This is a genomic window from Azospirillum picis (genome assembly GCF_017876115.1).
GTDB lineage: Bacteria > Pseudomonadota > Alphaproteobacteria > Azospirillales > Azospirillaceae > Azospirillum > Azospirillum picis.
Genome location: NZ_JAGINO010000018.1, coordinates 130764 through 155250, shown reverse-complemented (window position 1 = coordinate 155250; position 24487 = coordinate 130764). Strand labels below are relative to the sequence as shown.

Genomic DNA, 24487 nt, shown 5'->3' with positions numbered 1-24487 from the left:
TCCACCGGCCGAGTTCGAAGAAAAATTCCCGCCACCAGGGCCGGGCGGCCGCCCGGCCCTGGTGGCCTGACCAATCCGGAACGTTTTATCAGTCGCCTCAGCTTCGGGGGGCGGTCCACCCCGGAAAACCGTTCCAACCTGTTCCAAACGTTCCATCCGCCCACCACCGCCCCTGTTGGGCGCCCCCGATGGAACAGTGAACACTCCGCCGAAATCTGTTCCACGATGTTCCACCCACCCACCTCCGCCCCCAAAACGAAACGGCCCCCTTCCCTTGCGGGAAGAGGGCCGAAGTCGTTTCAGCTACCGGAACCGGCTCAGTCGCGCTTGACCGTGTCGCTGTTCAGCGCGGCCTGGGCGGCGGCGAGGCGGGCGATCGGCACGCGGTAGGGCGAGCAGGAGACGTAGGTCAGCCCGACCTTCTCGCAGAAGGTGATCGAGGCCGGGTCGCCGCCATGCTCGCCGCAGATGCCAAGCTTGATGTCCGGACGGACCTTGCGGCCGCGCTCGGTGGCGATCTCCACCAGTTCGCCGACGCCGGTGACGTCCAGCGACTGGAACGGGTCCTGCTCCAGGATGCCCTGGCGCTGGTACTCCGGCAGGAAGCTGCCGGCATCGTCGCGCGACAGGCCCAGCGTGGTCTGGGTCAGGTCGTTGGTGCCGTAGCTGAAGAACTCGGCCGACTCGGCGATCTCGCCGGCCTTCAGGGCGGCGCGCGGGATCTCGATCATCGTGCCGGTCAGGTATTCCACCGTCACGCCGGTCTCGGCCTTCACCTGCTCGGCGGCGCGGTCGATCACCGCCTTGAGGATGTCGAACTCCTTCTTCGTGATGATCAGCGGGATCATCACTTCCGGAATGACGGCCTCGCCGGTGGTCTTGGCGACCTCGGCGGCGGCGGCGAAGATGGCGCGGGCCTGCATCTCGTAGATCTCGGGGTACGAGATGCCGAGACGGCAGCCGCGATGGCCCAGCATCGGGTTCGCTTCATGAAGCTGGATCGTGCGGTGGCGCACCCGCAGCGGATCGGTGCCGGTGGCCTGGGCGACCTCCGCCATGTCCTCTTCGGTGTTGGGCAGGAACTCGTGCAGCGGCGGGTCGAGCAGGCGGATCGTCACCGGCAGGCCGGCCATGATCGTGAACAGCTCGACGAAGTCCTTCTTCTGGAAGGGCTCCAGCTTGGCGAGCGCCTTGCGGCGGCCGGCCTCGTCCTCCGCCAGGATCATCTCGCGGACGGCCAGGATGCGCTCCGGGTCGAAGAACATGTGCTCGGTGCGCGACAGGCCGATGCCCTCGGCGCCGAACTTCCGCGCGGTGCGGGCGTCCAGCGGGGTCTCGGCGTTGGCGCGGATCTTCATCCGGCGGATGCCGTCGGCCCAGCCCATCAGGGTGGCGAAGTCGCCCGACAGTTCCGGCTGGATGGTCGGCACCTCGCCCAGCATCACCTCGCCGGTCGAGCCGTCGATGGTGACGATGTCGCCTTCCTTGACGGCGACGCCGCGGACCGACATCTGCCTGGTCTTGTAGTCGATGCGCAGGTCGCCGGCGCCCGAGACGCAGGCGCGGCCCATGCCGCGCGCCACCACGGCGGCGTGGCTGGTCATGCCGCCGCGGCTGGTCAGGATGCCGCGGGCGGCGTGCATGCCGTGGATGTCCTCGGGCGAGGTCTCGATGCGGCAGAGGATCACCGCCTCGCCTTTGCCGGCCATCTGCTCGGCCTCGTCGGCGGTGAAGACCACCTTGCCCGACGCCGCACCCGGCGAGGCCGGCAGGCCCTTGGCGATCACCTTGCGATCGGCCTTGGGGTCGAGCGTCGGGTGGAGGAGCTGGTCGAGCGAGGCCGGGTCGATGCGGCGCACCGCCTCGTCACGGTCGATGACGCCCTCGTTGGCCAGATCGACCGCGATCTTCAGCGCCGCCGGGGCGGTGCGCTTGCCGTTGCGGGTCTGCAGCATGAACAGCTTGTTCTGCTGCACCGTGAACTCGATGTCCTGCATGTCCCGGTAATGGTTCTCCAGCTTGAGGCGGACCTCGTTCAACTGGTTGAACACTTCCGGCATCACCTCCTCCATGGCGGGGAGGTCGGACTTGTTGGCGAGCTTGCCGGCGACGGTCAGGTGCTGCGGCGTGCGGATGCCGGCGACCACGTCCTCGCCCTGGGCGTTGACCAGATACTCGCCGTAGAAGGCGTTCTCGCCGGTCGACGGGTTGCGGGTGAAGGCCACGCCGGTGGCGCAGTCGTTGCCCATGTTGCCGAAGACCATGCACTGCACGTTGACCGCGGTGCCCCAGTCGGCCGGGATGTCGTGCAGCTTGCGGTAGGTGATGGCGCGGGCGTTCATCCACGAGCCGAAGACGGCGCCGATGGCGCCCCAAAGCTGCTCCTGGACATCCTGCGGGAAGGGCTTGCCCAGCTCGCGCTCGACCGCCGCCTTGTAGTCCTCGATCACGGCCTGCCAGTCCTCGGCCGACAGGTCGGTGTCGAGGTTGTAGGACTTGTCGCGCTTGTGGCCGTCGAGGATGTCCTCGAAATGGTGATGCTCAACGTCGAGCACGACGTTGGAATACATCTGGATGAAGCGGCGGTAGCTGTCGTAGGCGAAGCGGGCGTCGCCCGACCGCTTGGCGAGGCCGGCGGCGGTCACGTCGTTCAGGCCCAGGTTGAGGACGGTGTCCATCATGCCCGGCATCGAGGCGCGGGCGCCGGAGCGCACCGACACCAGCAGCGGGTTGGCCGGGTCGCCGAACCTGGCGTCCATCGCCTGCTCCAGCCGCGTGATGGCGGCGTTCACCTGCGCCGTCAGTTCCGGCGGATAGGAACGGCCGTTGGCGTAGAAATAGGTGCACAGCTCGGTGGTGATCGTGAAGCCCGGCGGAACGGGCAGGCCAAGATTGGCCATCTCGGCCAGGTTGGCGCCCTTGCCGCCCAGCAGGTTCTTCATATCGGCCCGTCCTTCGGTGGCACCGGCCCCGAAGCTGTAGACCCACTTGGATTCACCGTGGCTCGCCATTGCGGATTTCCTCTCGCCCCATGGTCGTCCGGCATGCGGGTGCTCCCCTTGTGCTCCATGGACGTTCCACCGGGCGGACCCCCGCTCAGCGAAACACCGTGGTCAGTTTGCTTGACCGCACATGCCGCTGAGTGGACCTTCTATCGCCCCAAACGTTGGGATACAAGACGGTCGCGTGGCCTAGAACGGGATGATCCGCGTTTCCCCGGCAAAGGTGCGTTGCGACTATATCGGATTGCACTGTTCGCCATTACTCTGGCGGAACCGCATAATCGCCGGTTCCATCGGCGGAGTTCAGCCGAAGTACCCCGCCGTTCAAAGGAAAACGTGACGGTTTCCTCGGCAAATGTTTCAGATGCTGATGCAGGCGCCCGGCTGGTGCCCGGTCCAGTGCCTGCCCTCGCCCTGCAGCCAGTCGGCCAGCGCACCCGCCGCCATCGGCCGGGCGAAGCGGTACCCCTGGCCGACGGCGCAACCCTCCGCCTCCAGCATGCGGTGCTGCGTCTCGCGCTCCACCCCCTCGGCCACCACGGTCAGGCCCAGCGCCTCGCCGATCTGGATGATCGCCCGCACCAGCGGCCGGTTGGCGGCGTCGATGTCGAGCTCCTTGACGAAGCTGCGGTCGATCTTCAGTTCGGTCACCGGGAAGCGCTTCAGGTAGCCCAGGCTGGAATAGCCGGTGCCGAAATCGTCGATCGACAGCGTCACGCCCAGGGCGTGCAGGGCGTCCAGGCCGTCATGGACGTCGATCTCCTCGCTCATCATCAGACGCTCGGTGATCTCCAGCGTCAGGTCGTTGGCGGGGATGCCGTTGGTCGCCAGGACGGCGCGGACATGGTCGGGCAGGTCGCCGCGGGCGAAGCGGGCGGCCGAGACGTTGACCGCCACCCCCGGCACCGGCACCCCCGCCTCGCGCCAGCGGGCGAGCTGCGCCACCGCCGTCTCCAGCACCCAGGAATCCAGCCGGTCGATCAGGCCGCATTCCTCGGCCAGCGGCACGAACTCCGCCGGCGACACCGCCCCCCAGCGCGGGTGGGTCCAGCGGACCAGCGCCTCCACCCGGTACAGGCGGCGCGGGTCGAGGCTGACCTGCGGCTGGTAGTGCAGCTCGAACGGGGCGCCGCCGCCGCTTTCCTGCAGCACCAGCGCCTCGCGCAGCGCCGCTTCCATCTCCAGCCGGCGGACCGCCTGGTCGTTGATGTCCTGGCGGAAGAAGTGGCAGCGGTTGCGGCCGGCCTCCTTGGCCCGGTACATGGCGGCGTCGGCCTGGCGCATCAGCGTGTCGAAGTCCAGCCCATCGTCCGGATGCACGGCGATGCCGATGCTGGCGGTCGGGGTCAGCACCAGGTCGGCGACGGTCAGCGGTGCCGACAGGGCGGCCAGGATGCGCTCGGCCAGCAGCGCCGCCTGGGCGGCCTCGCAGCCCGGCAGCAGCAGCACGAACTCGTCGCCGCCGAGCCTGGCCAGCGTGTCGCCGTCCAGGACCAGCCGCCCCAGCCGCTCCGCGACCTCGGTCAGCAGGCGGTCGCCGACCGCATGGCCGAGCGAGTCGTTGACCGTCTTGAAGCGGTCGATGTCGAGGAACATCAGCGCCACCGGCTGGCGCGTGCGCCCGGCCAGCGCCAGCGCCGCGGTGGCGCGGTCGGCCAGGAGCTGGCGGTTGGGCAGCCCGGTCAGCGTGTCGAAAAAGGCGAGGCGGTTGATCTCGGCCCGCGCCCGGTCATGCTCGATCGCCAGCGCGCACAGATGGACGCAGGCGTCGACCAGCCGCCGGTGGAAGGCGGCGGACCCGCGCGGCTCGCGGTAGAACAGGGCGAAGGTGCCCAGCACCTGGGCGTTGCGGCCCTTGATCGGGTTGGACCAGCAGGCGGCGATCCCGTTGGCGAGCGCCCGGTGGCACCGCCCGTCGGCGGTCCAGCGCGGATCGCTGGCGATGTCGGTGCAGACGACCGGCTCCCCGCGCCACACGGCGGCGCCGCAGCACCCGTTGTCCGGCCCGACCTCCATGCCGTCGATCTCGGCGCAGTAGCCAGCCGACAGCGACGGGGCGGCGGCGACGCGCAGGTGCCGGCTGCCGTCCAGCAGCATCACCGAGCAGATGACGTCTGGCGCGCTGGCCTCCACCTGGCGGCAGAGGAAGTCCAGCACCAGCTTCAGCGAGCGGCCGGTCGCCACCAGTTCCAGCACGTCCTGCTGCAGGCGGGCCACCGCCCCGGCGTGCTCGCGCTCGTCGAAGCCGCGCATCTCGCACATCAGCAGCCGCTCGCCGCCGTCTGTCAGGCTCTGCCAGTGAAGGCCGACCGGCACCGGATCGGCCCGCGGCACGCACAGCGAGCCGGTGCCGGGCAACTGGCGGCCGTCGCAGGCCGCCTGCCACACCGCGCTCCAGACGCGCCCGCCGAAATCGAGAAGGGCCGGCAGCGGGCGGCCGACCAGCGCGTCGAGCGGCTGGCCGGCCAGCCGGGCGAAGCCGGGGTTGGCGCCGACGATGGCGCCGCTGGCGGACGCCCAGACCAGCGCGGCGTTCCATTGCGCGGCGGTCGCCCGCAGCAGGCGGTCGGACGGCAGATGGTCGTCCAGCGCAGCCCCGGCCGAATCCATGAACGCTCTTCTCCCGACATGAGCAGGCGGCGCGCCGGTTCGGCACGACCTGGGGAAAGAGCTAACATGAATACACGCGAGGCGGTCAAGGCTCCTCGCATGCCGCAGAGGACGTTGCAGCGGCCCAAGAAGGAGTCACGCCATGAACTTCAAGAAAAACGTCATGAAAAAAAGGGGAGAGAGCGGCCTCCCGCTCTCTCCCCTTCATTCCGGATCACCATGCGGTGCCGTCCGGCACCGCTGCCCGTGACTTCAGCTACAACCGGTGGTCGAGCCGCAGCTATCGCACTTCAGGCAGGTGCCGTTGCGCACCAGGGTCATGTTCCCGCACTCGCCGCAGGGGTCGCCCTCGTAGCCGCGGGCCCGCGCCTCGCGGATGCGGTCGAAGCGCTGGTCGCTGGTGCTGCCGCCATAGGCGGTGCCGGTGGCGGCGGTCGCCGCGACATGGCCCTTGGCGGTGGCGGCGCCGACCGCCGGGCTGGCGCCCAGTGCCGCCTGCGCCGCGCCCTGGGTGCCGACTGAGACGCTGGCGCTGACCGCCGCGGTCTCGGTGCCGGTGGCGGCGAAGGCCGCCGCGGCGCTGGCGCGCTGGACCTGGCCACCCATCTGGCCGCCGGTCTGGCCGCCATGCAGGACGCGCAGGTTGTTGCGGACATAGCCGGTCGAGGCGATGCGGCGGACGATGTCGGCCGGCTGCACCGGGCTCTCCGGCAGGTCGCCCTGCTTGTCGCCGCTGCCCACCGTGAAGGGAACCAGATCCTCCGGCGTGGCGTGCGCCAGATCGGTGCGGTTCAGGTAGGAGATGGCGATCTCGCGGAAGATGTAGTCGATGACCGAGGTCGCCATCTTGATGGTGTCGTTGCCGGTCACCATGCCCGACGGCTCGAAGCGGGTGAAGGTGAAGGCCTCCACGAACTCCTCAAGCGGCACGCCGTACTGCAGGCCGATCGACACCGCGATGGCGAAGTTGTTCATCAGCGACCGGAAGGCAGCACCCTCCTTGTGCATGTCGATGAAGATCTCGCCGAGACGGCCGTCCTCATACTCGCCGGTGCGCAGGTAGACCTTGTGGCCGCCGACATTGGCCTTCTGGGTGTAACCCTTGCGGCGGTGCGGCAGGCGCTCGCGCGAGGAGCTCTTCCGCTCCACCACCCGCTCGATCACCTTCTCGACGATCCGCTCGGTGATCATCTGGGCGCGGGCGGCGGCCGGCGCCTCGATCACCGCCTCGACCGCCTCGCCGTCCTCCTCGTCGTCGAGCAGGGCGGCCTGCAGCGGCTGGCTCAGCTTGGAGCCGTCGCGGTACAGCGCGTTCGCCTTCAGGCCCAGGCGCCAGGACATCAGGTAGGCGTCCTTGCACTCCTCGACCGTCGCCGTGTTCGGCATGTTGATGGTCTTGGAGATCGCGCCGGAGATGAAGGGCTGCGATGCCGCCATCATCGTGATGTGCGATTCCCACGACAGGAAGCGCTTGCCGATGCGGCCGCAGGGGTTGGCGCAGTCGAACACCGGCAGGTGCTCTTCGCGGAGGAAGGGAGCGCCTTCCAGCGTCATCGCGCCGCAGCAGAAGGTGTTGGCCTGCTCGATCTGCGCCTTGGTGAAGCCGACGTGGCTCAGCAGGTCGAAGCCGGGGGCGTCCAGCGTCTCGGCCGGGATGCCCAGCGTCTGGGTGCAGAAGTCGGCGCCGACGGTCCAGCGGTTGAAGACGAACTTGATGTCGAAGGCGGTGGCGAGGTTGCCCTCCAGCCGCTCCAGCAGCTCGTCGGTGAAGCCCTTGGCCTTCAGCGCCTCGTGGTTGACGCCCGGCGCGTTCTTCAGCGTGCCGTGGCCGACCGCGTAGAGGGCGATCTGCTCGATCTGGTCCGGGGTGTAGCCGAGCGTCTTCAGCGCCTCCGGCACCAGCCGGTTGACGATCTTGAAGTAGCCGCCGCCGGCCAGCTTCTTGAACTTCACCAGGGCGAAGTCGGGCTCGATGCCGGTGGTGTCGCAGTCCATCACCAAGCCGATGGTGCCGGTCGGGGCGACCACGGTGGCCTGGGCGTTGCGATAGCCGTGGGCCTCACCCAGTTCCAGCGCCTCGTCCCACACGCGGACGGCGGCCAGCGCCAGATCCTGGTCGGGGCAGAGGTCGGCGACGAAGGGCACCGGCTCGACCGCCAGCCCCTCATAGCCGTTCATCTCGCCGTTGGCGGCGCGGCGGTGGTTGCGGATGACCCGCAGCATGTGGTCGCGGTTGGCGTCGAAGGCCGGGAAGGCGCCCAGCTCCTGCGCCATCTCGGCCGAGGTGGCGTAGGCGACGCCGGTCATCACGGCGGAGATGCCGGCGCAGTAGGCGCGGCCCTCGTCACTGTCGTAGGACAGGCCCGACGCCATCAGCAGGCCGCCGAGGTTGGCGAAGCCGAGGCCGAGCGTGCGGAACTCGTAGGAGAGCTGGGCGATTTCCTTCGACGGGAACTGCGCCATCAGCACCGAGATTTCCAGCACGATGGTCCACAGCCGGCAGGCGTGCTCGAACGCCTCGACGTCGAAGGAACCGTCCTTCAGACGGAACGACATCAGGTTCAGCGACGCCAAGTTGCAGGCGGTATCGTCGAGGAACATGTACTCCGAGCACGGGTTCGAGGCGTTGATGCGCCCCGAGGCCGGGCAGGTGTGCCACTCGTTGATGGTGCTGTCGAACTGCACGCCCGGATCGGCGCAGGCCCAGGCGGCATAGCCGACCTTGTCCCACAGGTCGCGGGCGCGGACGGTCTTCACCACCTTGTTGTTGGTGCGGCCGACCAGGTTCCAGTCGGAATCGTCCAGCACCGCCTGCACGAACTCGTTGGAGATGCGCACGGAGTTGTTGGAGTTCTGGCCCGAGACGGTCAGGTAGGCTTCCGAATCCCAGTCGGTGTTGTAGGTCTTGAACTCGATCGAGGTGAAGCCCTGGCCGGCGAACTGGATCACGCGCTGGATGTAGTTCTCCGACACCTGGTCCTTGCGGGCTGCGAGGATCGCCTTCTTGAGCTCCTTGTTCTCCTTCGGGTCGAGGCCCGACTGGGCGGCGGCCATCACCGCCGTCAGGTGCTTCTGGCAGATCTTGGAGCCGGTCACCAGGGCGGCGACCTTCTGCTCCTCGTTCACCTTCCAGTCGATGTAGGCCTCGATGTCCGGATGGTCCATGTCCACCGTGACCATCTTGGCGGCGCGCCGGGTGGTGCCGCCCGACTTGATGGCGCCGGCCGCGCGGTCGCCGATCTTCAGGAAGCTCATCAGGCCCGACGACTTGCCGCCGCCGGCCAGGCGCTCGCCCTCGCCGCGCAGCTTGGAGAAGTTGGAGCCGGTGCCCGAGCCATACTTGAACAGGCGCGCCTCGCGCACCCACAGATCCATGATGCCGCCCTCGTTGACGAGGTCGTCGGCGACCGACTGGATGAAGCAGGCGTGCGGCTGCGGGTGCTCGTAGGCCGAGGCGGACGAGGTCAGCAGGCCGGTCTTGAAGTCGACGTAGAAGTGGCCCTGGCTCGGGCCGTCGATGCCGTAGGCCCAGTGCAGGCCGGTGTTGAACCACTGCGGGCTGTTCGGGGCCGCCATCTGGGCGGCCAGCATGAAGCGCATCTCGTCGAAGAAGGCGCGGGCGTCGGCCTCGCCGTCGAAATAGCCGCCCTTCCAGCCCCAGTAGGTCCAGGTGCCGGCCAGACGGTCGAAGACCTGGCGGGCCGACTGCTCACCGACGAAGCGCTTTTCCTTCGGCAGGGCCGCCAGCTTCTCCTGGTCGGCTTCCTTGCGCCACAGCCAGGACGGGACGGTGTTCTCCTCCACCGCCTTCAGGGCGGCGGGGACGCCGGCCTTGCGGAAATACTTCTGGGCCAGGATGTCGCTGGCGACCTGCGAGAAGTTCTCCGGCACCTCGATGCCGGTCTGCTGGAAGACGATCGTCCCGTCCGGGTTGCGGATCTCGCTGGTCGCCTGGCGGAAGCCGAGGCTGGCGTAGGCGTCCTGACCTTCGTTCGTGAAACGACGCTCGATCCGCATGATGAGACTGTCCCCTGCTTGGAGCCCGCCGCGGCGGGCTCGAATGGAAATGGTGTGCGACCCTGTCCGGTGAACCGCCCTTGGTTCCGCCAAAGGACAAGGCGCCGTACGGCAGGGGCCGAAGCCCGACTGCGCGCCGTCGCCGCTATCCTTGCCGGGACCGGGGCCGCCGTTTCGCCGGCCGGGTCACGAGGCGGGCATCCTAGCCAGCGTGACCGGGGCAGGCAAGCCCCGTCTTCCATATATTGTGGTTGACATCGGAGAACTCCACAAAACCTTGGGATCTTGCTGTTCAACCCGCGACCGGGGATCCTGTTCCCGCCATCAAGCGTTTTTTTTGGCGGCTGTCCCCGGCGCATCCGGGACGCGGTCCCGGGACCATCCCCGGACACCGGGGGAGGAGGCGAGGCGCGGCCGGAAAAGGCAGGCCGCGGCGCCCGATGATTAGAACGCAAATCACGCCGTTTCGCCAGCGCTTCCTCACGGCGAAAATCAATATCTTGTTACCTATGACCGGCCGGACACACCACCGATTCGCATGGACGGCGACTCGGGGCCGACTCGTTGCCAATCCTGGACCGACTCGGCGCCGCCGTGTTTTCGCGCGTCGAGTCGGTTTCCGCGAGGGGACCGGCGGAGCGTCCGGACGCTCCGGCGGGCGCCCCCGTGGGTCCCCCACCGCCGGCCTGCCACCGGCCCGCCGCAATCTTTTCCGATGCCCCCGGTTGGAGTCGGCGGAGCCGAGGAGGAGGACTGCCTCATGCACAAGATGTGGTTCATGCTGCCCGCGCTGACCCTGCTGGCGGGGGCCGGGGCGGGGGGCGGACTGGGCACCGCCGCCGATGCGGCCGCCCAGACGCTCGGGACCGCCACCGTCGGCGCGGCGACGGAGCGCCGCACCGGTCCCAGCGTCGACCAGTTGATGAACCGCGGTGTCGTCGGCGCCGACGGCAAGCGAATCGGCACCGTCACCGACGTCATCCTCGACGAGAAGGGACAGGCACAATATATCGTCATCCACTCCGGCGGGCTGTTCGGTTTCGGCGGCAAGGACATCGCCGCCGACCTGAAGCTGGCCGACATCCGCCCCGGCGGCGACTCGATCACCCTGCGCGAGGTGACGGCCGCCAGCGTCCGCGAGATGCCGGAATTCCGCTATGACGACAGCATCACCTCGCTGACCCGCAGCCCGGAGACCCGCAGCCCGGAACCGCAGCGCTAGCGGCAGCGGCGGCCGCAGCGCCCGCCCGGCGCTTTATCGGCCGCGCGTCCGCGGGTAGGGTGGCTGTCCCGCCGACCCTGCACGCACGCGCCGCGATGACCGAGGCCATGACCGAGACCGCCACTCCCGACAGCCTTCCCCCCGAGGCCGCCCGACTCGCCGATGCCGTCCGGTCCGGGGACCGGCGGGCGCTGGCGCGGGCGATCACGCTGATCGAATCGACCCGCGCCGACCACCGCGCCGTCGCCGACGCGCTGCTGGCCGCCCTGCTGCCCCATACCGGCGACTCGGTCCGCCTCGGCATCTCCGGCGTTCCCGGGGTGGGCAAGTCGACCTTCATCGAAGCCTTCGGGCTCCACGTCATCGGGCTGGGACACAAGGTCGCGGTGCTGGCGGTCGATCCCTCCTCGCAGCGCACCGGCGGCTCCATCCTCGGCGACAAGACCCGTATGGTCGAGCTGTCGCGCGACCCGGCCGCCTTCATCCGCCCCTCCCCCGCCGGCGCCACGCTGGGCGGGGTGGCGCGGCGCACCCGCGAGGCGATGCTGGTCTGCGAGGCCGCCGGCTTCGATGTGATCCTGGTGGAGACGGTCGGAGTCGGCCAGTCGGAGACCGCGGTCGCCGACATGGTCGACCTCTTCATGCTGCTGCTGCTGCCGGCCGGCGGCGACGAACTGCAGGGCATCAAGAAGGGCATCGTCGAGTTGGCCGACCTCGTCGTCGTCAACAAGGCCGACGGCGACCTGACCGCCACCGCCCGCCACACCGTCGCCGATTACCGCCATGCCCTGGCCCTGCTGCGCCATGGCGACTGGCTCGTCCCGGTGCTGAGCTGCTCCGCGGTGCGCAAGGCCGGCATCGACGCCATCTGGCAGACGATCGGCGAGCACCGGGCCCTGACCACCGGCAACGGCCAGCGCGACGCCCGCCGGGCCGAGCAGGCGCGCGCCTGGCTGTGGAGCGAGATCCGCGAGACGCTGATCGACCGGTTCCGTGCCCATCCGGCCGTGCGCGCCGATCTGGCGCGACTCGAGGCGGAGGTGACCGCCGGAACCGTCCTTCCGGCCGTCGCCGCCCACGCCCTGCTGGCGCGCTTTCTCGGGCCGGCCCGGGGCAGCGGCGGCGCATAATCCGAACAGCTTATGCTGCACCGCAACAAAACCGTTGCGCCGCACCGGCCATTGGGGATATTTTGAATCGGGCGGGAAAGGGGCGTCTTGCAACCGATGCCGGTAACGACGCTTGGGCCGGGGTGCCCGCAGTCTCCTGGGGTTAAGCCGGAGCGGCCTTTCCGTTTCCGCCAACCGCCTTGATCCACGGGAGACAACGCCATGACCGCTCAGCCGACCCCCGCCAGCGTCCTTTCCATGTTCGCGCAGGCCGGTTCGCTCGCCAAGACCAACACCGAGACCACGACGGCCAAGTCCGCCCGCGTCGTCAGCCTGATGCAGGACGGCTACCGGCGCTGGTTCGAGAGCGTGACCGCCTCGGTGAACGACGCGAGCCGCCTCGCCGCCGGCCTGGGCAAGGCGCGCAACGCCGCCGACCTCGCGGCCCTGCAGCGCGACTGGCTCTCCACCACCCAGGCGCGGGTGACCGAGGGCGTGCAGGATTTCCTGGACGTCTCCGCCAAGATCGCCGCGGAGATCACCGCGCTGCCGCTGCCGGCCAAGCCCGTTCCGCCTGCCGCGCCTGTTTCGGAAGCCCCCGTTTCGCAAGCCGCCGTTTCGCAAGCCGCTGCCCCGAAGGCCGAGGCCCCTGAAGCTCCGGCAGCCGATGCCATGGTCAATGCCGCTGCCGCCGAACCGGCGGTGCCGGCGACGGTTGCCGACATCGCTCCGGTCGCCACCGCCGTTGCGGCCGAGCCGGTCGAAGTGCCGGTGAGCAAGCTGGTGGAGGCGATCGAGGCCGAGAAGGCCACCGCTCCCGCCGCCATCGCCCCTGCCGCCTCCCCCGCCGCCGCGCCCATCCCCGCCGCGCTCGCGGCCGCCGTCAAGGTCCCGGCCGCCAAGGCCGACGCCAAGCCGGCGCCGCGGCGCAGCGCCAAGCCGGCGAAGGCCCCCACCAGCCTGAACTGACCCCCTTCCGTGAACTGAGCGGCGGCCGGACAAGACGAAGGCAAGGCGCGTCTCTTCACCAGTTCGAAGAGGCCGCCGCGCTTCGACTCGCGGCCCGCCGCGACGACTCGGGCTTTTGATGGTTTCCTCGCGGATCCCGGCTTGACGACGACGGTTTTGTTCGACTATATAGCGGCCTCCTTCGGGCGGCAGGCCGTCCGTTACCGGGTTTCATTTGCTAAAATAAAGGATCAGTCCGATGGCACGTCGGTGCTCCGTGACCGGCAAGGGCACGCAGTTTGGCAACAACGTCAGCCACGCCAACAACAAGAATCGCCGCCGCTTCCAGCCGAACCTGCAGGAGACTTCGCTGCTGAGCGACTCCCTGGGCCAGTTGGTGCGTCTGCGCCTCTCGGTCAACGCCATCCGTTCGATCGAGCACAAGGGCGGCCTCGACGCCTTCCTGCTCGATGCGAAGGACGCGGTGCTGAGCCTTGAGGTCCGCCGCCTGAAGCGCCGCATTGCGAAGGCGCAGGAGAAGCAGCAGGCCGCAGCCTGACCGCTTCCCCGATCTGGGGCGCGTTTGGTGTGCTGAGGCGGGACGGCCAGCCGTTCCGCCGATGAGAAGATAAGACGCGTACAGGACGAATCCGACTCCCGGTAGAGAGCGGCGCGCGGCATCCGAAAGGAGGCCGCGCGTTTCGTCGTTTTTGCGGCCGGACAACGCCCTCTTCCCGCCCGACGGCCCCGTCCTTGCGGGAATCGCGGCGGAGGCTCAGCCGTCCCCGCCCAGCAGTTCGTCCGGATCGTCGGCATCCACCACCCGCCGGGCGATCTCGTAGCCGAAGCCAGCCCGCCCCAGAGCCGCCATGTCCTTCTCCCGCTGCGCCGCGCGCTGGTCGGGCCGGCGGTAGGGTCCCAGCCGGCGCCGTTTCGCCAGGGCAAGCGCCGCTGACAGGTCGAGGTCGGGCCCGACATCCTCGCGCAGGCTGTCCAGCGCCCGTGCCGCCTCGTCGCGGCCGATCCCCTTCCCGGCCAGCTTCTGGGCGATCAGCCGGGTCGAGGCGCCGCGGCGGTGCAGGCTCTCCGTGCGCATGCGGGCATAGGTCTCGTCGTTCAGCAGCCCGCTGCGGACATAGCGCGCCAGCAACTCCTCGACCCAGCGCGCGCCCTCCTCCCGGTCGGTGCCGTGCGCCTCGGCCGAGCGGGCGACCTTGCGCATCAGCACCCGGCGCAGGTTGGCGGTGGAACTGGCGAAGCGCTCCAGATAGTGCAGCGCCGCGTTCTCCAGATACTGCGGCGTCACGCGCTTCGGCGGCTTGCGCGCCGGGTCCGGCGTACGCTTATCGGCGGCGTTCATGGCAGTCCCTTCGGTGGCGGCTGTTGTCGGACGGGCAGGGGACACGTACAGTCCGGCACTCTTCCGGTGGCGCGCCGCCGGCCCGCCCGGCCCCGCAGCACTGCGAGCTTCAAAGGCAGATCGTGACGCGATGACCCTCCCCCTTCCTCCCATGCCGCGCAACGTCGGTTCCGTCAACTGGATCGGCCTGTGGACGCTCTATGCACGCGAGGTGCGGCGCTTCATCAAGGTGCACCAGCAGACGGTCTGGGCGCCGGTGGTGACGACGCTGCTCTACTACGCGGTGTTCGCCCTGTCGCTGGGCTCGGCGGTGCGGATGGTCGGATCTGTGCCCTACCTGGAATTCCTCGCTCCCGGCCTGATCATGATGGCGATGGTGCAGAACGCCTTCGCCAACACCTCCTCGTCGGTGGTGATCGCCAAGGTGCAGGGCAACATCGTCGACATCCTGATGCCGCCGCTGTCGCCGATGGAGCTGGTCAGCGGCTTCGTCTTCGGCGGCGTCACCCGCGGCATCGTCGTCGGGCTGGTCACCGGGCTCGCCATCTGGGCGGTGATCCCGCTGCATATGCCGCATCCGGGATTCGTGCTGTTCCACGCCGTCATGGCCTCGATGCTGCTGTCGCTGCTGGGGCTGGTCGGCGGCGTCTGGTCGGAGAAGTTCGACAACATCGCCGCGGTGACGAATTTCGTGGTGACGCCGCTGTCCTTCCTGTCCGGCACCTTCTATTCGGTCGACACCCTGCCGGAGATCTTCTGGTGGGTCGCCCACTTCGATCCCTTCTTCTACATGATCGACGGCTTCCGCTACGGCTTCGTCGGCACGTCGGACGGGTCGCGCTGGCTGGGCGTGGCGGTGATGCTGGGCGTGAATGCCGGTCTTTGGTGGCTGGCCTGGCGCATGTTCAAGACCGGGTACAAGCTGAAGGCGTAAAAGAGCCGCCGAAGCAGGGACTTTTCCGACCTGTCCGTTGACAGAACCCTTCAATCTCCGGATATTTGCCCTTCCCGGCGGCCAGCCTTGGCCGCCGGCTTTTCCTTTTTTGGGAGACCAAAGCCGTGATCCCCGTCGTTATGCCCACATACGCCCGCGCCGACGTCGTGTTCGAGCGCGGTGAAGGTCCGTATCTGTACGCGACCGACGGGCGACGATTCCTCGATTTCGCCGCCGGCGTCGCGGTGAACGCCCTGGGTCACGCGCATCCCTATCTGGTCGAGAAGCTGGCCGAGCAGGCGAGGAAGCTGTGGCATACCTCCAATCTGTTCCGGGTCGCCGGGCAGGAGAGCCTGGGCAAGCGCCTGACCGAGGTGACCTTCGCCGACACCGTCTTCTTCACCAACTCCGGTGCGGAAGCGTGGGAATGCGGCGCCAAGGCGATCCGCAAGTACCATTATGAATCCGGCAACCCGCAGAAGAACCGCATCATCACCTTCGAGCAGGCCTTCCACGGCCGCACGCTGGGCGCCATCTCGGCCGCCAAGCAGGAGAAGCTGATCCACGGCTTCGACCCGCTGCTCGACGGCTTCGACCAGGTGCCCTTCGGCGATCTGGACGCCGTGCGCGCCGCCATCACGCCTGCCACCGGCGGCATCTGCGTCGAGCCGATCCAGGGCGAGGGCGGCATCCGCGCCGGCTCGGTGGAGTTCCTGCGCGGCCTGCGCGCGCTGTGCGACGAGCATGGCCTGCTGCTGTTCCTGGACGAGATCCAGTGCGGCATGGGCCGCACCGGCAAGCTGTTCGCCCATGAATGGGCCGGCATCACCCCCGACGTCATGTGCGTCGCCAAGGGCATCGGCGGCGGCTTCCCGCTCGGCGCCTGCCTCGCGACCGAGCGTGCGGCGTCGGGCATGACCGTCGGCACCCACGGCTCGACCTATGGCGGCAACCCGCTGGCCACCGCCGTCGGCAACGCGGTGCTGGACGTCATGCTGGCGCCGGGCTTCCTGGACACGGTCCAGAAGACCTCGAACACCCTGCGCGGCCGCCTTGAGGCGCTGATCGCCAAGAATCCGTCGATGTTCCTGGAGCTGCGCGGCCAGGGCCTGATGCTGGGCCTGAAGCTCGGCCAGCCGGTGGGCGAGGTGGTGGCGAAGCTGCGCGCCAACGGCCTGCTGTCGGTCCCGGCCGGCGACAATGTGGTGCGGCTGCTGCCGCCCCTGAACATCGGCGACGCCGAAGTGGATGAGGCCGTCGGGATTCTCGACCGGACGGCGCAGGAGTGCGTGGGATGAGCGGCGGCGATAACACTGTTCGGCATTTCCTCGACATCGACCGGATGGACGGCGCCACCCTGCGCCGCCTGCTCGACCATGCCGTCCGCATCAAGGCCGACCTGAAGAAGGACCGGCTGGCCCATTCGACCCTGCTGGCCGGCCGCGCGCTGGCCCTGATCTTCGAGAAGCCCTCGACCCGCACCCGCGTGTCGTTCGAGGTCGGCATGCAGCAGTTCGGCGGCAACGTCGTGGTGCTCAAGCCCGACGACATGCAGCTCGGCCGCGGCGAGACCATCGGCGACACCGCCCGCGTGCTGTCGCGCTTCGTCGACGCGGTGATGGTCCGCACCACCGGCGAGGAGCGCGTGCACGAACTGGCCGCCCATGCCAGCGTTCCCATCATCAACGGCCTGACCGACCAGACCCACCCCTGCCAGATCATGGCCGACCTGATGACCTTCGAGGAGCATCGTGGTCCGATCAACGGCCGGACCATCGCCTGGATCGGCGACTGCAACAACGTCGCGGTCAGTTGGGCCCATGCCGCCGTCCGCTTCGGCTTCGAGCTGCGCCTGGCCTGCCCCGGCGTCTATGGCCCGTCGCCGGAGCTGCTGGCCTGGGCGGAGCGCGAGGGCAGCGGCCGTCTGGTCCTCACCGAATCGCCGGAAGAGGCGGTGCGCGGGGCGGAATGCGTCATCACCGACGCCTGGGCCTCGATGCACAACACCGACGTGGACGAGCGCACCGCCATCCTCGCCCCCTATCAGGTGAACGAGGCGCTGATGGCGCATGCCCATTCCGAGGCGCTGTTCATGCATTGCCTGCCGGCCCACCGCAACGAGGAGGTGACCGACGGCGTGATCGACGGCCGCCACTCGGTGGTCTGGGACGAGGCGGAGAACCGCCTGCATGCCCAGAAGGCCATCCTCGGCTGGTGCATGGGCGTGCTGGACTGAGGTTTTGCCCCCTCCCCAACCCTCCCCCGCGGGGCGGGGGAGGGGACAAGGGCTTGTTTGGAGGGGCGGCGGCAGTCCCTCCCCCGCCCCGCGGGGACGGTCAGGTGGGGGCAAAACGCCCGCGACACGACAGGCGACACCGCGCATGGGTGCCCTGCCTGCCTTGATTCGGCTCTCGCCAGCCCCGATCTTGCGGCCTACGCCTGCATCGCCGGTCTCTGTCTTAAGGAATCCGCCCTATGGACGATCCGTCCGTCCGCCCGCTCACCGATGATTTCGTCCTGCCGTTCCAGATCGAGGCGTCGCGCCTGCGCGGCCGCGTCGTCAAGCTGGGACCGGCCATCGACGAGATCCTGACCCGCCACGATTATCCGCCCACCGTCGCCCGCTTCCTGGCGGAGACGGCGACGCTGGCCGTGCTGCTCGCCAGCATGCTGAAATACGAAGGCATCTTCACGCTCCAGACCAAGGGCGACGGGCCGATCCGCCTGATGGTGGCCGACGTCACCTCGGTCGGCGACGTGCGCGCCTATGCCCAGTTCGATCCCGAGGCGCTGGCCAAGGCCGAGCGGGACGTGGACATTGCCCCGGCCGCGGCGCTGCTCGGCAAGGGCTACATCGCCTTCACCGTGGACCAGGGCTCCGACACCGACCGTTACCAGGGCATCGTCGAGCTGTACGGCAAGACGCTGACCGACTGCGTCCAGCATTACTTCCGCCAATCGGAGCAGATCGACACCGGCCTGACCGTGTCGGTCGACCGCGCCGTGATGCCGGACGGCTCCTTCGGTCCCTGGCGGACCGGCGGCATCATGGTCCAGCGCCTGCCCCAGGAACAGGGGCTGGTCGCGTCGGACAACGAGGACGACTGGCGCCGGGCCATGGCGCTAATGGCCAGCGTCTCCGGCGACGAGTTGCTGTCGACCGACCTGCCGGCCGCCGATCTGCTCTATCGCCTGTTCCACGAGGACGGCGTGCGGGTCTATGACGGCCACGCCCTGCGCTTCGGCTGCCGCTGCTCGCGCGAGCGGGTGGAGAACATGCTGCGCAGCCTGCCCCGCGAAGAGGTGCAGGAGTTGAAGATCGACGATGGCCGGGTCGAGGTCACCTGCCAGTTCTGCTCGACCGGATACTATTTCACCGACGCGGATCTCGACCGCGTGTATGGTCCCGCCTCCTGACGGAGGAATAGGGGCCGGTCCCAGCGCGTTCATCGGGGGGCGCGGCGTCCGCGCCGCGCCCCCTTTCCTTGTCCATCCCCAACCGGAGCCTCCATGCTGTCCCGCCGCCTCGCCCTTGCCGCCGGAATGGCCACCCTGCTGCTCGCCGCTTGCCAGAGCGCGCCGCCGCGTCCCTCCCCCCGGCAGATCGACTTCTCGAACTTCGGGCCGATCGTGCTGAATGCCGGGACGGTCGACGTGGTCGACGCCTATCGCCCGGTCGGCGGCACGCATGTGGAAAACCGGTCGGCGGTGCCGCCGGCCGAAGCCGTGCGGCGCTGGGCGACGGAGCGGCTGCAGGCCGCTGGCGGTCCGGGCCGCGTCCGCGTCACCATCCGCGACGCCAGCATCGTCGAGGTGGCGCTGCCCACCAAGAAGGGCGTCACCGGCTATTTCACCAACGACCAGGCCCAGCGCTACGACGGGCGCATCGAGGTCGAGATCACCGGCGAGGTGCCCGATACCGGCAGCGGCGGCTTCCGCGGCATGACGCGTGCGACCGTCACCCACTCCACCACGGTGCCGGAGAACATCTCGCTGGCCGACCGCGAGGCGACCTTCCTGGACATCACCCGCCGGATGACGGAAGACCTGAACGCCCGGCTCGATGCCGGCATCCGCAAGGACCTGGCGCCGATGGTCCGGCGCTGATCCGGTAACCGGGCAGGACCGCCGCCCCGGCGGCGGTCCTGCCCGGATCGCCCCCTTTCCGGCCTGCCCGCCCCCTAGATCTCCAGTTGCATGCCCAGCTCGACCACCCGGTTGGGCGGGATGCAGAAATACTCCGATGCGCTGCTCGACATCTTCGAGAGGAAGATGAACAGCGGCTCCTGCCAGCGCGGCAGGCCGACCTTGCCGTGGCTGCGGATCAGCGTCTCGCGGCTGACGAAATAGGTGGTTTCCATCGGCTCGAAGGGCAGGCCCGGGATTCGCTTGATCTCCAGCGCCTGGGGGATGTCGGGCTCGTCCTTGAAGCCGAAATGGACGATCAGGCGGAAGAATCCCGCCGACAGCGGTTTCAGCTCGAAGCGATGCTCGTCGGGGACGTGCGGCACGTCCTCGATGTCGACGGTCAGCAGCACGACGCGCTGGTGCAGCACCTTGTAGTGCTTGATGCTGTGCAGCAGCCCCGGCGGCAGGCCGCGCGGGTTGCCGGTCAGGAACACCGCGGTGCCCGGCACGCGCTGCACCGATCCCCCCTTCAGCCGTTCCAGCAGCAGGTCGAAGGGCAGGGCGTCCTCGGCCAGCCGGCGGCGGACCAGTTCGCGCCCGCGCCGCCAGGTCGCCATCAGCAGGAACACCAGCCCGCCGATCACCAGCGGGAACCAGCCGCCCTCCTCGACCTTGACCAGGTTGGCCAGGAACAGCGCCATGTCGACGGTCAGGAACACCGCCAGCGCCAGGATCGCCTGCCACAGCTTCCAGCGGCCGAGCGAGCGCGCCACCTTGTAGGCCAGCAGCGTGGTGGCGACCATGGTTCCGGTGACCGCGATGCCGTAGGCGGCGGCGAGGTTGCTGGAGCTTTGGAAGCTCAGCACCAGTGCGAGGACGCCGGCAAGCAGCAGCCAGTTGAGCTGCGGCATGTAGATCTGCCCCTTCGCCTCCTCGGAGGTGTGCATCACCTCCATGCGCGGCAGGTAGCGCAGATGCATCGCCTGCAGCGTCACCGAATAGGCGCCGGAGATCACCGCCTGCCCGGCGATGATGGTGGCGGCGGTGGCCAGCAGCAGCAACGGCACCTGCGCCCATTCGGGCGCGAGATGGAAGAAGGGGTTCTCGATCGCCTCGGGCTCGTGCAGCAGCAGGGCGCCCTGGCCGAAGTAGCAGAGCAGGAGCGACGGCAGCACCAGCCCGTACCAGGCGATGCGGATCGGCTTGCGCCCGAAATGGCCCATGTCGGCGTAGAGCGCCTCGGCCCCGGTCACCGCCAGGACCACGGCGCCCAGCAGCAGGAAGCCGTGCCAGCCGTGCTCGAACAGCATCTCCACCGCATGGCCCGGCCACAGCGCACCCAGCACGCCGGGATATTGCACAATCTGCCCGATCCCCAGTGCCGCCAGCGTGACGAACCAGACCAGCATCACCGGCCCGAACAGCCGGCCGACCTTCTCGGTGCCGAAGCGCTGCAGGACGAACAGGCCGATCAGGATGGCCAGCGTGATGGGAATGACGTAGTCGTCGAGCGCCGGTGCCACGACATGCAGCCCTTCCACCGCGCTCAGCACCGAGATGGCGGGGGTGATCAGGCTGTCTCCGTAGAACAGGGAGGCGCCCATCACGCCGATCGCCATGACGATGCCGGTGCGCCGGTGCCCGGGACGCATGCCGCGCAGCGCCAGCGCGGTGAGCGCCAGGATGCCGCCCTCGCCCTGGTTGTCGGCGCGCATGATGAAGACCACGTACTTGACCGTCACCGTGATGATCAATGCCCAGAAGATCAGCGACAGCACGCCCAGAATGACTTCCGGCGTCAGCGGAAAGCCGCCTCCCTCGGTCAGGCATTCACGCAGCGTGTAGAGCGGGCTGGTGCCGATGTCGCCATAGACGACCCCCAGCGCCCCCAGCGCGAGCGCCCGCAGCTTCGACGCCTGCTCCCGCCCGTCCATGCTTGCTTCCATCACCCTGGTCCGCTCCTGTCCCGTTCCACCGTCCGCACCCATTCCCGGGGCTTTCCCCCGGGAACCGGCCACACCCCCGGCCGGGGACCGGCTAAGGCCATGCCTAAGGTGGCTTGCGGTGACCGCGCAAGCACCGAATGGCGAAACACGCAATCAGCCCGACCGATCCGCGGCCGATCGTCCGCAGCCGATCATCTGCAGCCCCGCTGGACGTGGATATGGGGCGCCATGTCGTGGAACGGGGCTCCCGCGTTCGCCACCCTCGCCTTTCCGGACGGGAATCGGAACCATTGCATCCCCTGCGGCCGCATGCTTCCATTCCCGCGTGCACCGTCCAGCGTCCCGAGCCGCGAACCATGCCCAACGACTTCCTGTTCGCCGCGGACGATCCCCGGGACCCAGAGGGCGACGGCCGGGAACCGGACGCTCCCGAGTCGCACGGTCATGCCGCGCCCGCTCCCTGGCTGGTGCTGGTCGCCGACGACGAGCCGGAGGTGCTGGCCGTCACCCGCCTCGCCCTGTCGCGGCTGTGCTTCCGCGGCCGGATGGTCCGGGTTCTCGGCTGCGGCAGCGCGGCCGAGGCGAAGCGGATCCTGCACGAGGTCCCGGACATCGCCGTCATCCTGCTGGATGTGGTGATGGAGACCAACGATGCCGGACTGAGGCTGGTCCGCATCATCCGCGAGGAGATGGGCAACAGCGCCGTCCGCATCATCCTGCGGACCGGCCAGCCCGGCGAGGTCCCGGAAGAGGATGTCGTCCTTTCCTGCGACATCGACGACTACAAGACCAAGACCGAGTTGACCGCACGCAAGCTTCTGACCTGCGTGGTGGCAGCGCTGCGGTCTCATGCCGCCATCCGGGCGCTGGAAAACGGGCGGCGCGGGCTGGAGCGCGTGCTCCATGCCGCCGACCGGCTGTTCGCGCCACGGGACTCCGCCACCTTCGCCGCCGAGTTGCTTGCCCAGATGCCCGACGTGCTGGACGCCACGCCCCACGCCGTCCTCTGCCGCGGCGCGGAGGTGGTGGCGGCATCCGGACGCTACGCCGCCGGAACCGCACCGCCTGCGCCGACGCTTGCCGCGGCACGGCAGCGCGGCGGCTGCGTGGCCGGCACGGAGGGGGACGGCACGCACGGGCACAGGGAGCGCCATGGCATCGCCCTGCCCATCCGCAGCCCCGACGGCGAGGAGATGTCCGCCTGGATCGAGACCGGGCGCCGCCCGGATGCCGCCGACCTTGGGCTGGCGGAGCTCTACGCCTCCAAGATCGGCACGGCCTATGCCACGTTGCGCCTGACCGAACGGCTGCGCGAGGCGGCGGAAACGCTGGAGGCGCGGATCGCCGAGCGCACCCGTGCCCTGGAGGAGGCCAATGCGCGGCTGAACCGGCTGGCCACGCTGGATCCTCTGACCGGCATCTGGAACCGCCGCCGCTTCCTGGAGCTGGCGGCGGCCGAACTCACGCGGGCCAAGCGGTACGGCCGGCATCTCGGGCTGTTCCTGCTCGACCTCGACGGTTTCAAGGCGATCAACGACACCCACGGGCATGCCGCCGGGGATGCGGTCCTGCGCACCGTGGTCAAGCGGACGCGGGCCGCACTGCGCTCCTCCGACCACATCGCCCGCTTCGGCGGCGAGGAGTTCGTCGTGCTGCTGCCGGAAACCGATGGCGACGGCACCGCCGTGGTGGCGGAGCGGGTGCGCGCCGCCCTTGCCGACAGCCCGGTGATGGTCGGCGAGACGGCCATCGCGGTCACGGGCAGTCTTGGGATCGCCGCCTGGCGGCCGGAAGAACCGACCATCGACGACACGCTGGGCCGTGCCGACCGCGCGCTCTACACCGCCAAGCAGGCCGGCCGCAACCGGGTGGTGCAGGACACCGGCTGGGCCGGTCCGCCCTACGGTTCACCCCTCCAATCCTGACGTTTCATGTGAAAACTCGTTACAGGGCGGTGATTGAACCTTTCCGGTATCAGGGTTACTCCTTATTACAGGGGTATGCGGCGCGCGGTCGGCCCCATGTTGCGGGGGTTTGCTCATGTGGCAGGATTACACCAACGCCCTCATCACCGCTTTTGGACTGTCAGGCCTGGCGTTCGGCATCGGCAAGATCGCCGTCGTGCTTGGCGAGCGCGCCATCGAACGCCGTCACGGGGCCGAAGGGGTGCGCAACACCATCGTCCGCCGCGCCAAGATGGAGACCCGGTTCGAGTCCCGCCGATCGGAGCGGATCGCGGAGCTGAAGGAGCTGGACGGCGCGGTCGAGGACGTCCTGCGCCGCCGCAAGATGCTGGAAAAGCAGATCGAGGACTCGCGCCAGTCGGGCGAGCGGCTGGTCCGCCTGATCGGAGAGGAGGTCCAAGGCAGCCCCTGCTACATCGTCATGGTCGTGAACAGGTATGTCGGCAACGGCACCTTCCAGCAGAGCCAGCACGCACTGATCGACGCGAGCTGGTCGCAGCCGCAGACCGTCGAAGTCTGGGCTCGCTCGATGGCGGAAGCCCGGGCCGAGATCGAGCGGCGCTATCCGCCGGCCTTCGGCTACGCGGTGACCCGGATGCAGGAAATCCTCTCCGCGGACACTCCCGTGGCAAAGGCAAGCTGAGGGGGAGCGCCGTGAACAGCATGCCCTATGTCTTCGCCGCCCTGGTCGGCGTCGCCTCCTTCGCCCTGTCGCTGCTGCTGGCCATGCGCCGGCTGAAGACGTCGGAGGAGCGGATCACCAGTTCGGTTTCCCGCAAGCAGGCGCAGGTCGAGCGGATCAAGAGGATTGCCCGCGCGACGCTGCAGCAGGGCAGCGACCTGCGCAACGCCCGCCGGCGCAAGGCGATGGCGGAGATGGCCTGCGAGGATCTGGAGCAGCGCCTGAAGGCCTCCGGCTCCGCCGACCGCCGGGTCTATGTGCTGGACGACCGGCGCACCCAGAACGACCATGGCTGGCTGCTGCGGGTGGTCAACATCGACTATGCCTCCCGCGTCAACGCCGGCCTTTCCCGCCCGGCGCTGGACAGTTGGAAACGCGGCCGCCGCTTCCTGGTCTGGGCGCTCGACGAGAAGAAGGCGCGCGAGAAGATCCATGCCCGCTTTCCGGAGAACAAGGGCTTCGCCGTCATGGGCTCCCAGTCCTATTCAGGATAAATTCAAACCTTTATCCTGAAATTTGCATCGCAGGGATGACAGAAATCCCATTCCTAGACTACCGTTCCCGG

The 24487-nt window shown here is 68.9% G+C and carries 17 protein-coding genes; 12 read left to right on the top strand and 5 right to left on the bottom strand.

Annotated features, from left to right (window positions below):
• Positions 1–317 precede the first annotated feature (317 nt).
• The 3 genes from ppdK to J2850_RS22165 form a co-directional block, all read right to left on the bottom strand.
• Complete coding sequence (ppdK, locus tag J2850_RS22175; RefSeq protein ID WP_209986417.1) at positions 318–3011, bottom strand: pyruvate, phosphate dikinase; 2694 nt, start codon at positions 3009–3011, stop codon at positions 318–320.
• A 351-nt stretch (positions 3012–3362) separates the two neighbouring features.
• Complete coding sequence (locus J2850_RS22170; RefSeq protein ID WP_209986416.1) at positions 3363–5612, bottom strand: putative bifunctional diguanylate cyclase/phosphodiesterase; 2250 nt, start codon at positions 5610–5612, stop codon at positions 3363–3365.
• A 252-nt stretch (positions 5613–5864) separates the two neighbouring features.
• Positions 5865–9629: a vitamin B12-dependent ribonucleotide reductase gene (locus J2850_RS22165; protein WP_209986413.1), complete on the bottom strand. Its 3765-nt coding sequence runs from the start codon at positions 9627–9629 to the stop codon at positions 5865–5867.
• Between the two features lie 760 nt (positions 9630–10389).
• Between J2850_RS22165 and J2850_RS22160 the strand changes: the two genes are divergently transcribed.
• The 4 genes from J2850_RS22160 to rpmB all read left to right on the top strand — a co-directional run bounded on the left by J2850_RS22160 (position 10390) and on the right by rpmB (position 13467).
• On the top strand, positions 10390–10851 hold the full coding sequence (locus J2850_RS22160; protein WP_209986411.1) for a PRC-barrel domain-containing protein: 462 nt from the start codon (positions 10390–10392) through the stop codon (positions 10849–10851).
• Between the two features lie 107 nt (positions 10852–10958).
• Positions 10959–11981, top strand: coding sequence for a methylmalonyl Co-A mutase-associated GTPase MeaB (meaB, locus tag J2850_RS22155; protein WP_209986409.1), 1023 nt, complete (start codon positions 10959–10961; stop codon positions 11979–11981).
• Between the two features lie 201 nt (positions 11982–12182).
• Positions 12183–12929, top strand: a complete 747-nt coding sequence (locus J2850_RS22150) for a phasin family protein (RefSeq protein WP_209986406.1) — start codon at positions 12183–12185, stop codon at positions 12927–12929.
• 238 nt (positions 12930–13167) lie between these two features.
• Positions 13168–13467: a 50S ribosomal protein L28 gene (gene rpmB / locus J2850_RS22145; RefSeq protein WP_209986404.1), complete on the top strand. Its 300-nt coding sequence runs from the start codon at positions 13168–13170 to the stop codon at positions 13465–13467.
• Positions 13468–13683: 216 nt separating this feature from the next.
• On the opposite strand, the gene J2850_RS22140 is transcribed toward rpmB, so the two are convergent.
• Positions 13684–14268 (bottom strand): regulatory protein RecX, encoded by a 585-nt coding sequence (locus J2850_RS22140; RefSeq protein WP_209986401.1) that lies wholly within the window; start codon positions 14266–14268, stop codon positions 13684–13686.
• A 130-nt stretch (positions 14269–14398) separates the two neighbouring features.
• Between J2850_RS22140 and J2850_RS22135 the strand changes: the two genes are divergently transcribed.
• The 5 genes from J2850_RS22135 to J2850_RS22115 all read left to right on the top strand — a co-directional run bounded on the left by J2850_RS22135 (position 14399) and on the right by J2850_RS22115 (position 19309).
• On the top strand, positions 14399–15202 hold the full coding sequence (locus J2850_RS22135; RefSeq protein WP_209986398.1) for an ABC transporter permease: 804 nt from the start codon (positions 14399–14401) through the stop codon (positions 15200–15202).
• Between the two features lie 125 nt (positions 15203–15327).
• Positions 15328–16500, top strand: a complete 1173-nt coding sequence (locus J2850_RS22130) for an aspartate aminotransferase family protein (RefSeq protein ID WP_307354505.1) — start codon at positions 15328–15330, stop codon at positions 16498–16500.
• Positions 16497–17438 (top strand): ornithine carbamoyltransferase, encoded by a 942-nt coding sequence (gene argF, locus J2850_RS22125; protein WP_209986395.1) that lies wholly within the window; start codon positions 16497–16499, stop codon positions 17436–17438. Before J2850_RS22130 ends, argF begins: the two co-directional genes overlap by 4 nt.
• Before the next feature lie 239 nt (positions 17439–17677).
• A complete protein-coding gene (locus tag J2850_RS22120; protein ID WP_209986393.1) occupies positions 17678–18619 on the top strand; it encodes an Hsp33 family molecular chaperone in 942 nt (313 codons plus the stop codon).
• A 93-nt stretch (positions 18620–18712) separates the two neighbouring features.
• Positions 18713–19309, top strand: a complete 597-nt coding sequence (locus J2850_RS22115) for a YajG family lipoprotein (RefSeq protein WP_209986390.1) — start codon at positions 18713–18715, stop codon at positions 19307–19309.
• A 74-nt stretch (positions 19310–19383) separates the two neighbouring features.
• Here the strand turns inward: J2850_RS22115 and J2850_RS22110 are convergent, their stop codons facing one another.
• Positions 19384–21276 carry a potassium transporter Kup gene (locus J2850_RS22110; protein WP_209986447.1) on the bottom strand — a complete coding sequence of 631 codons (1893 nt, stop codon included), beginning with the start codon at positions 21274–21276 and terminating at the stop codon, positions 19384–19386.
• Positions 21277–21632: 356 nt separating this feature from the next.
• Here J2850_RS22110 and J2850_RS22105 point away from each other — a divergent pair, with 356 nt between their 5' ends.
• The 3 genes from J2850_RS22105 to J2850_RS22095 all read left to right on the top strand — a co-directional run bounded on the left by J2850_RS22105 (position 21633) and on the right by J2850_RS22095 (position 24416).
• The gene (locus tag J2850_RS22105; RefSeq protein ID WP_209986385.1) at positions 21633–23201 is read left to right on the top strand and encodes a diguanylate cyclase; all 1569 of its coding nucleotides are present in this window, start codon (positions 21633–21635) and stop codon (positions 23199–23201) included.
• A gap of 115 nt (positions 23202–23316) precedes the next feature.
• Positions 23317–23883, top strand: a complete 567-nt coding sequence (locus tag J2850_RS22100) for a hypothetical protein (RefSeq protein WP_209986384.1) — start codon at positions 23317–23319, stop codon at positions 23881–23883.
• 20 nt (positions 23884–23903) lie between these two features.
• Positions 23904–24416 carry a hypothetical protein gene (locus J2850_RS22095; RefSeq protein WP_211113997.1) on the top strand — a complete coding sequence of 171 codons (513 nt, stop codon included), beginning with the start codon at positions 23904–23906 and terminating at the stop codon, positions 24414–24416.
• The last annotated feature ends 71 nt before the right edge of the window (positions 24417–24487 follow it).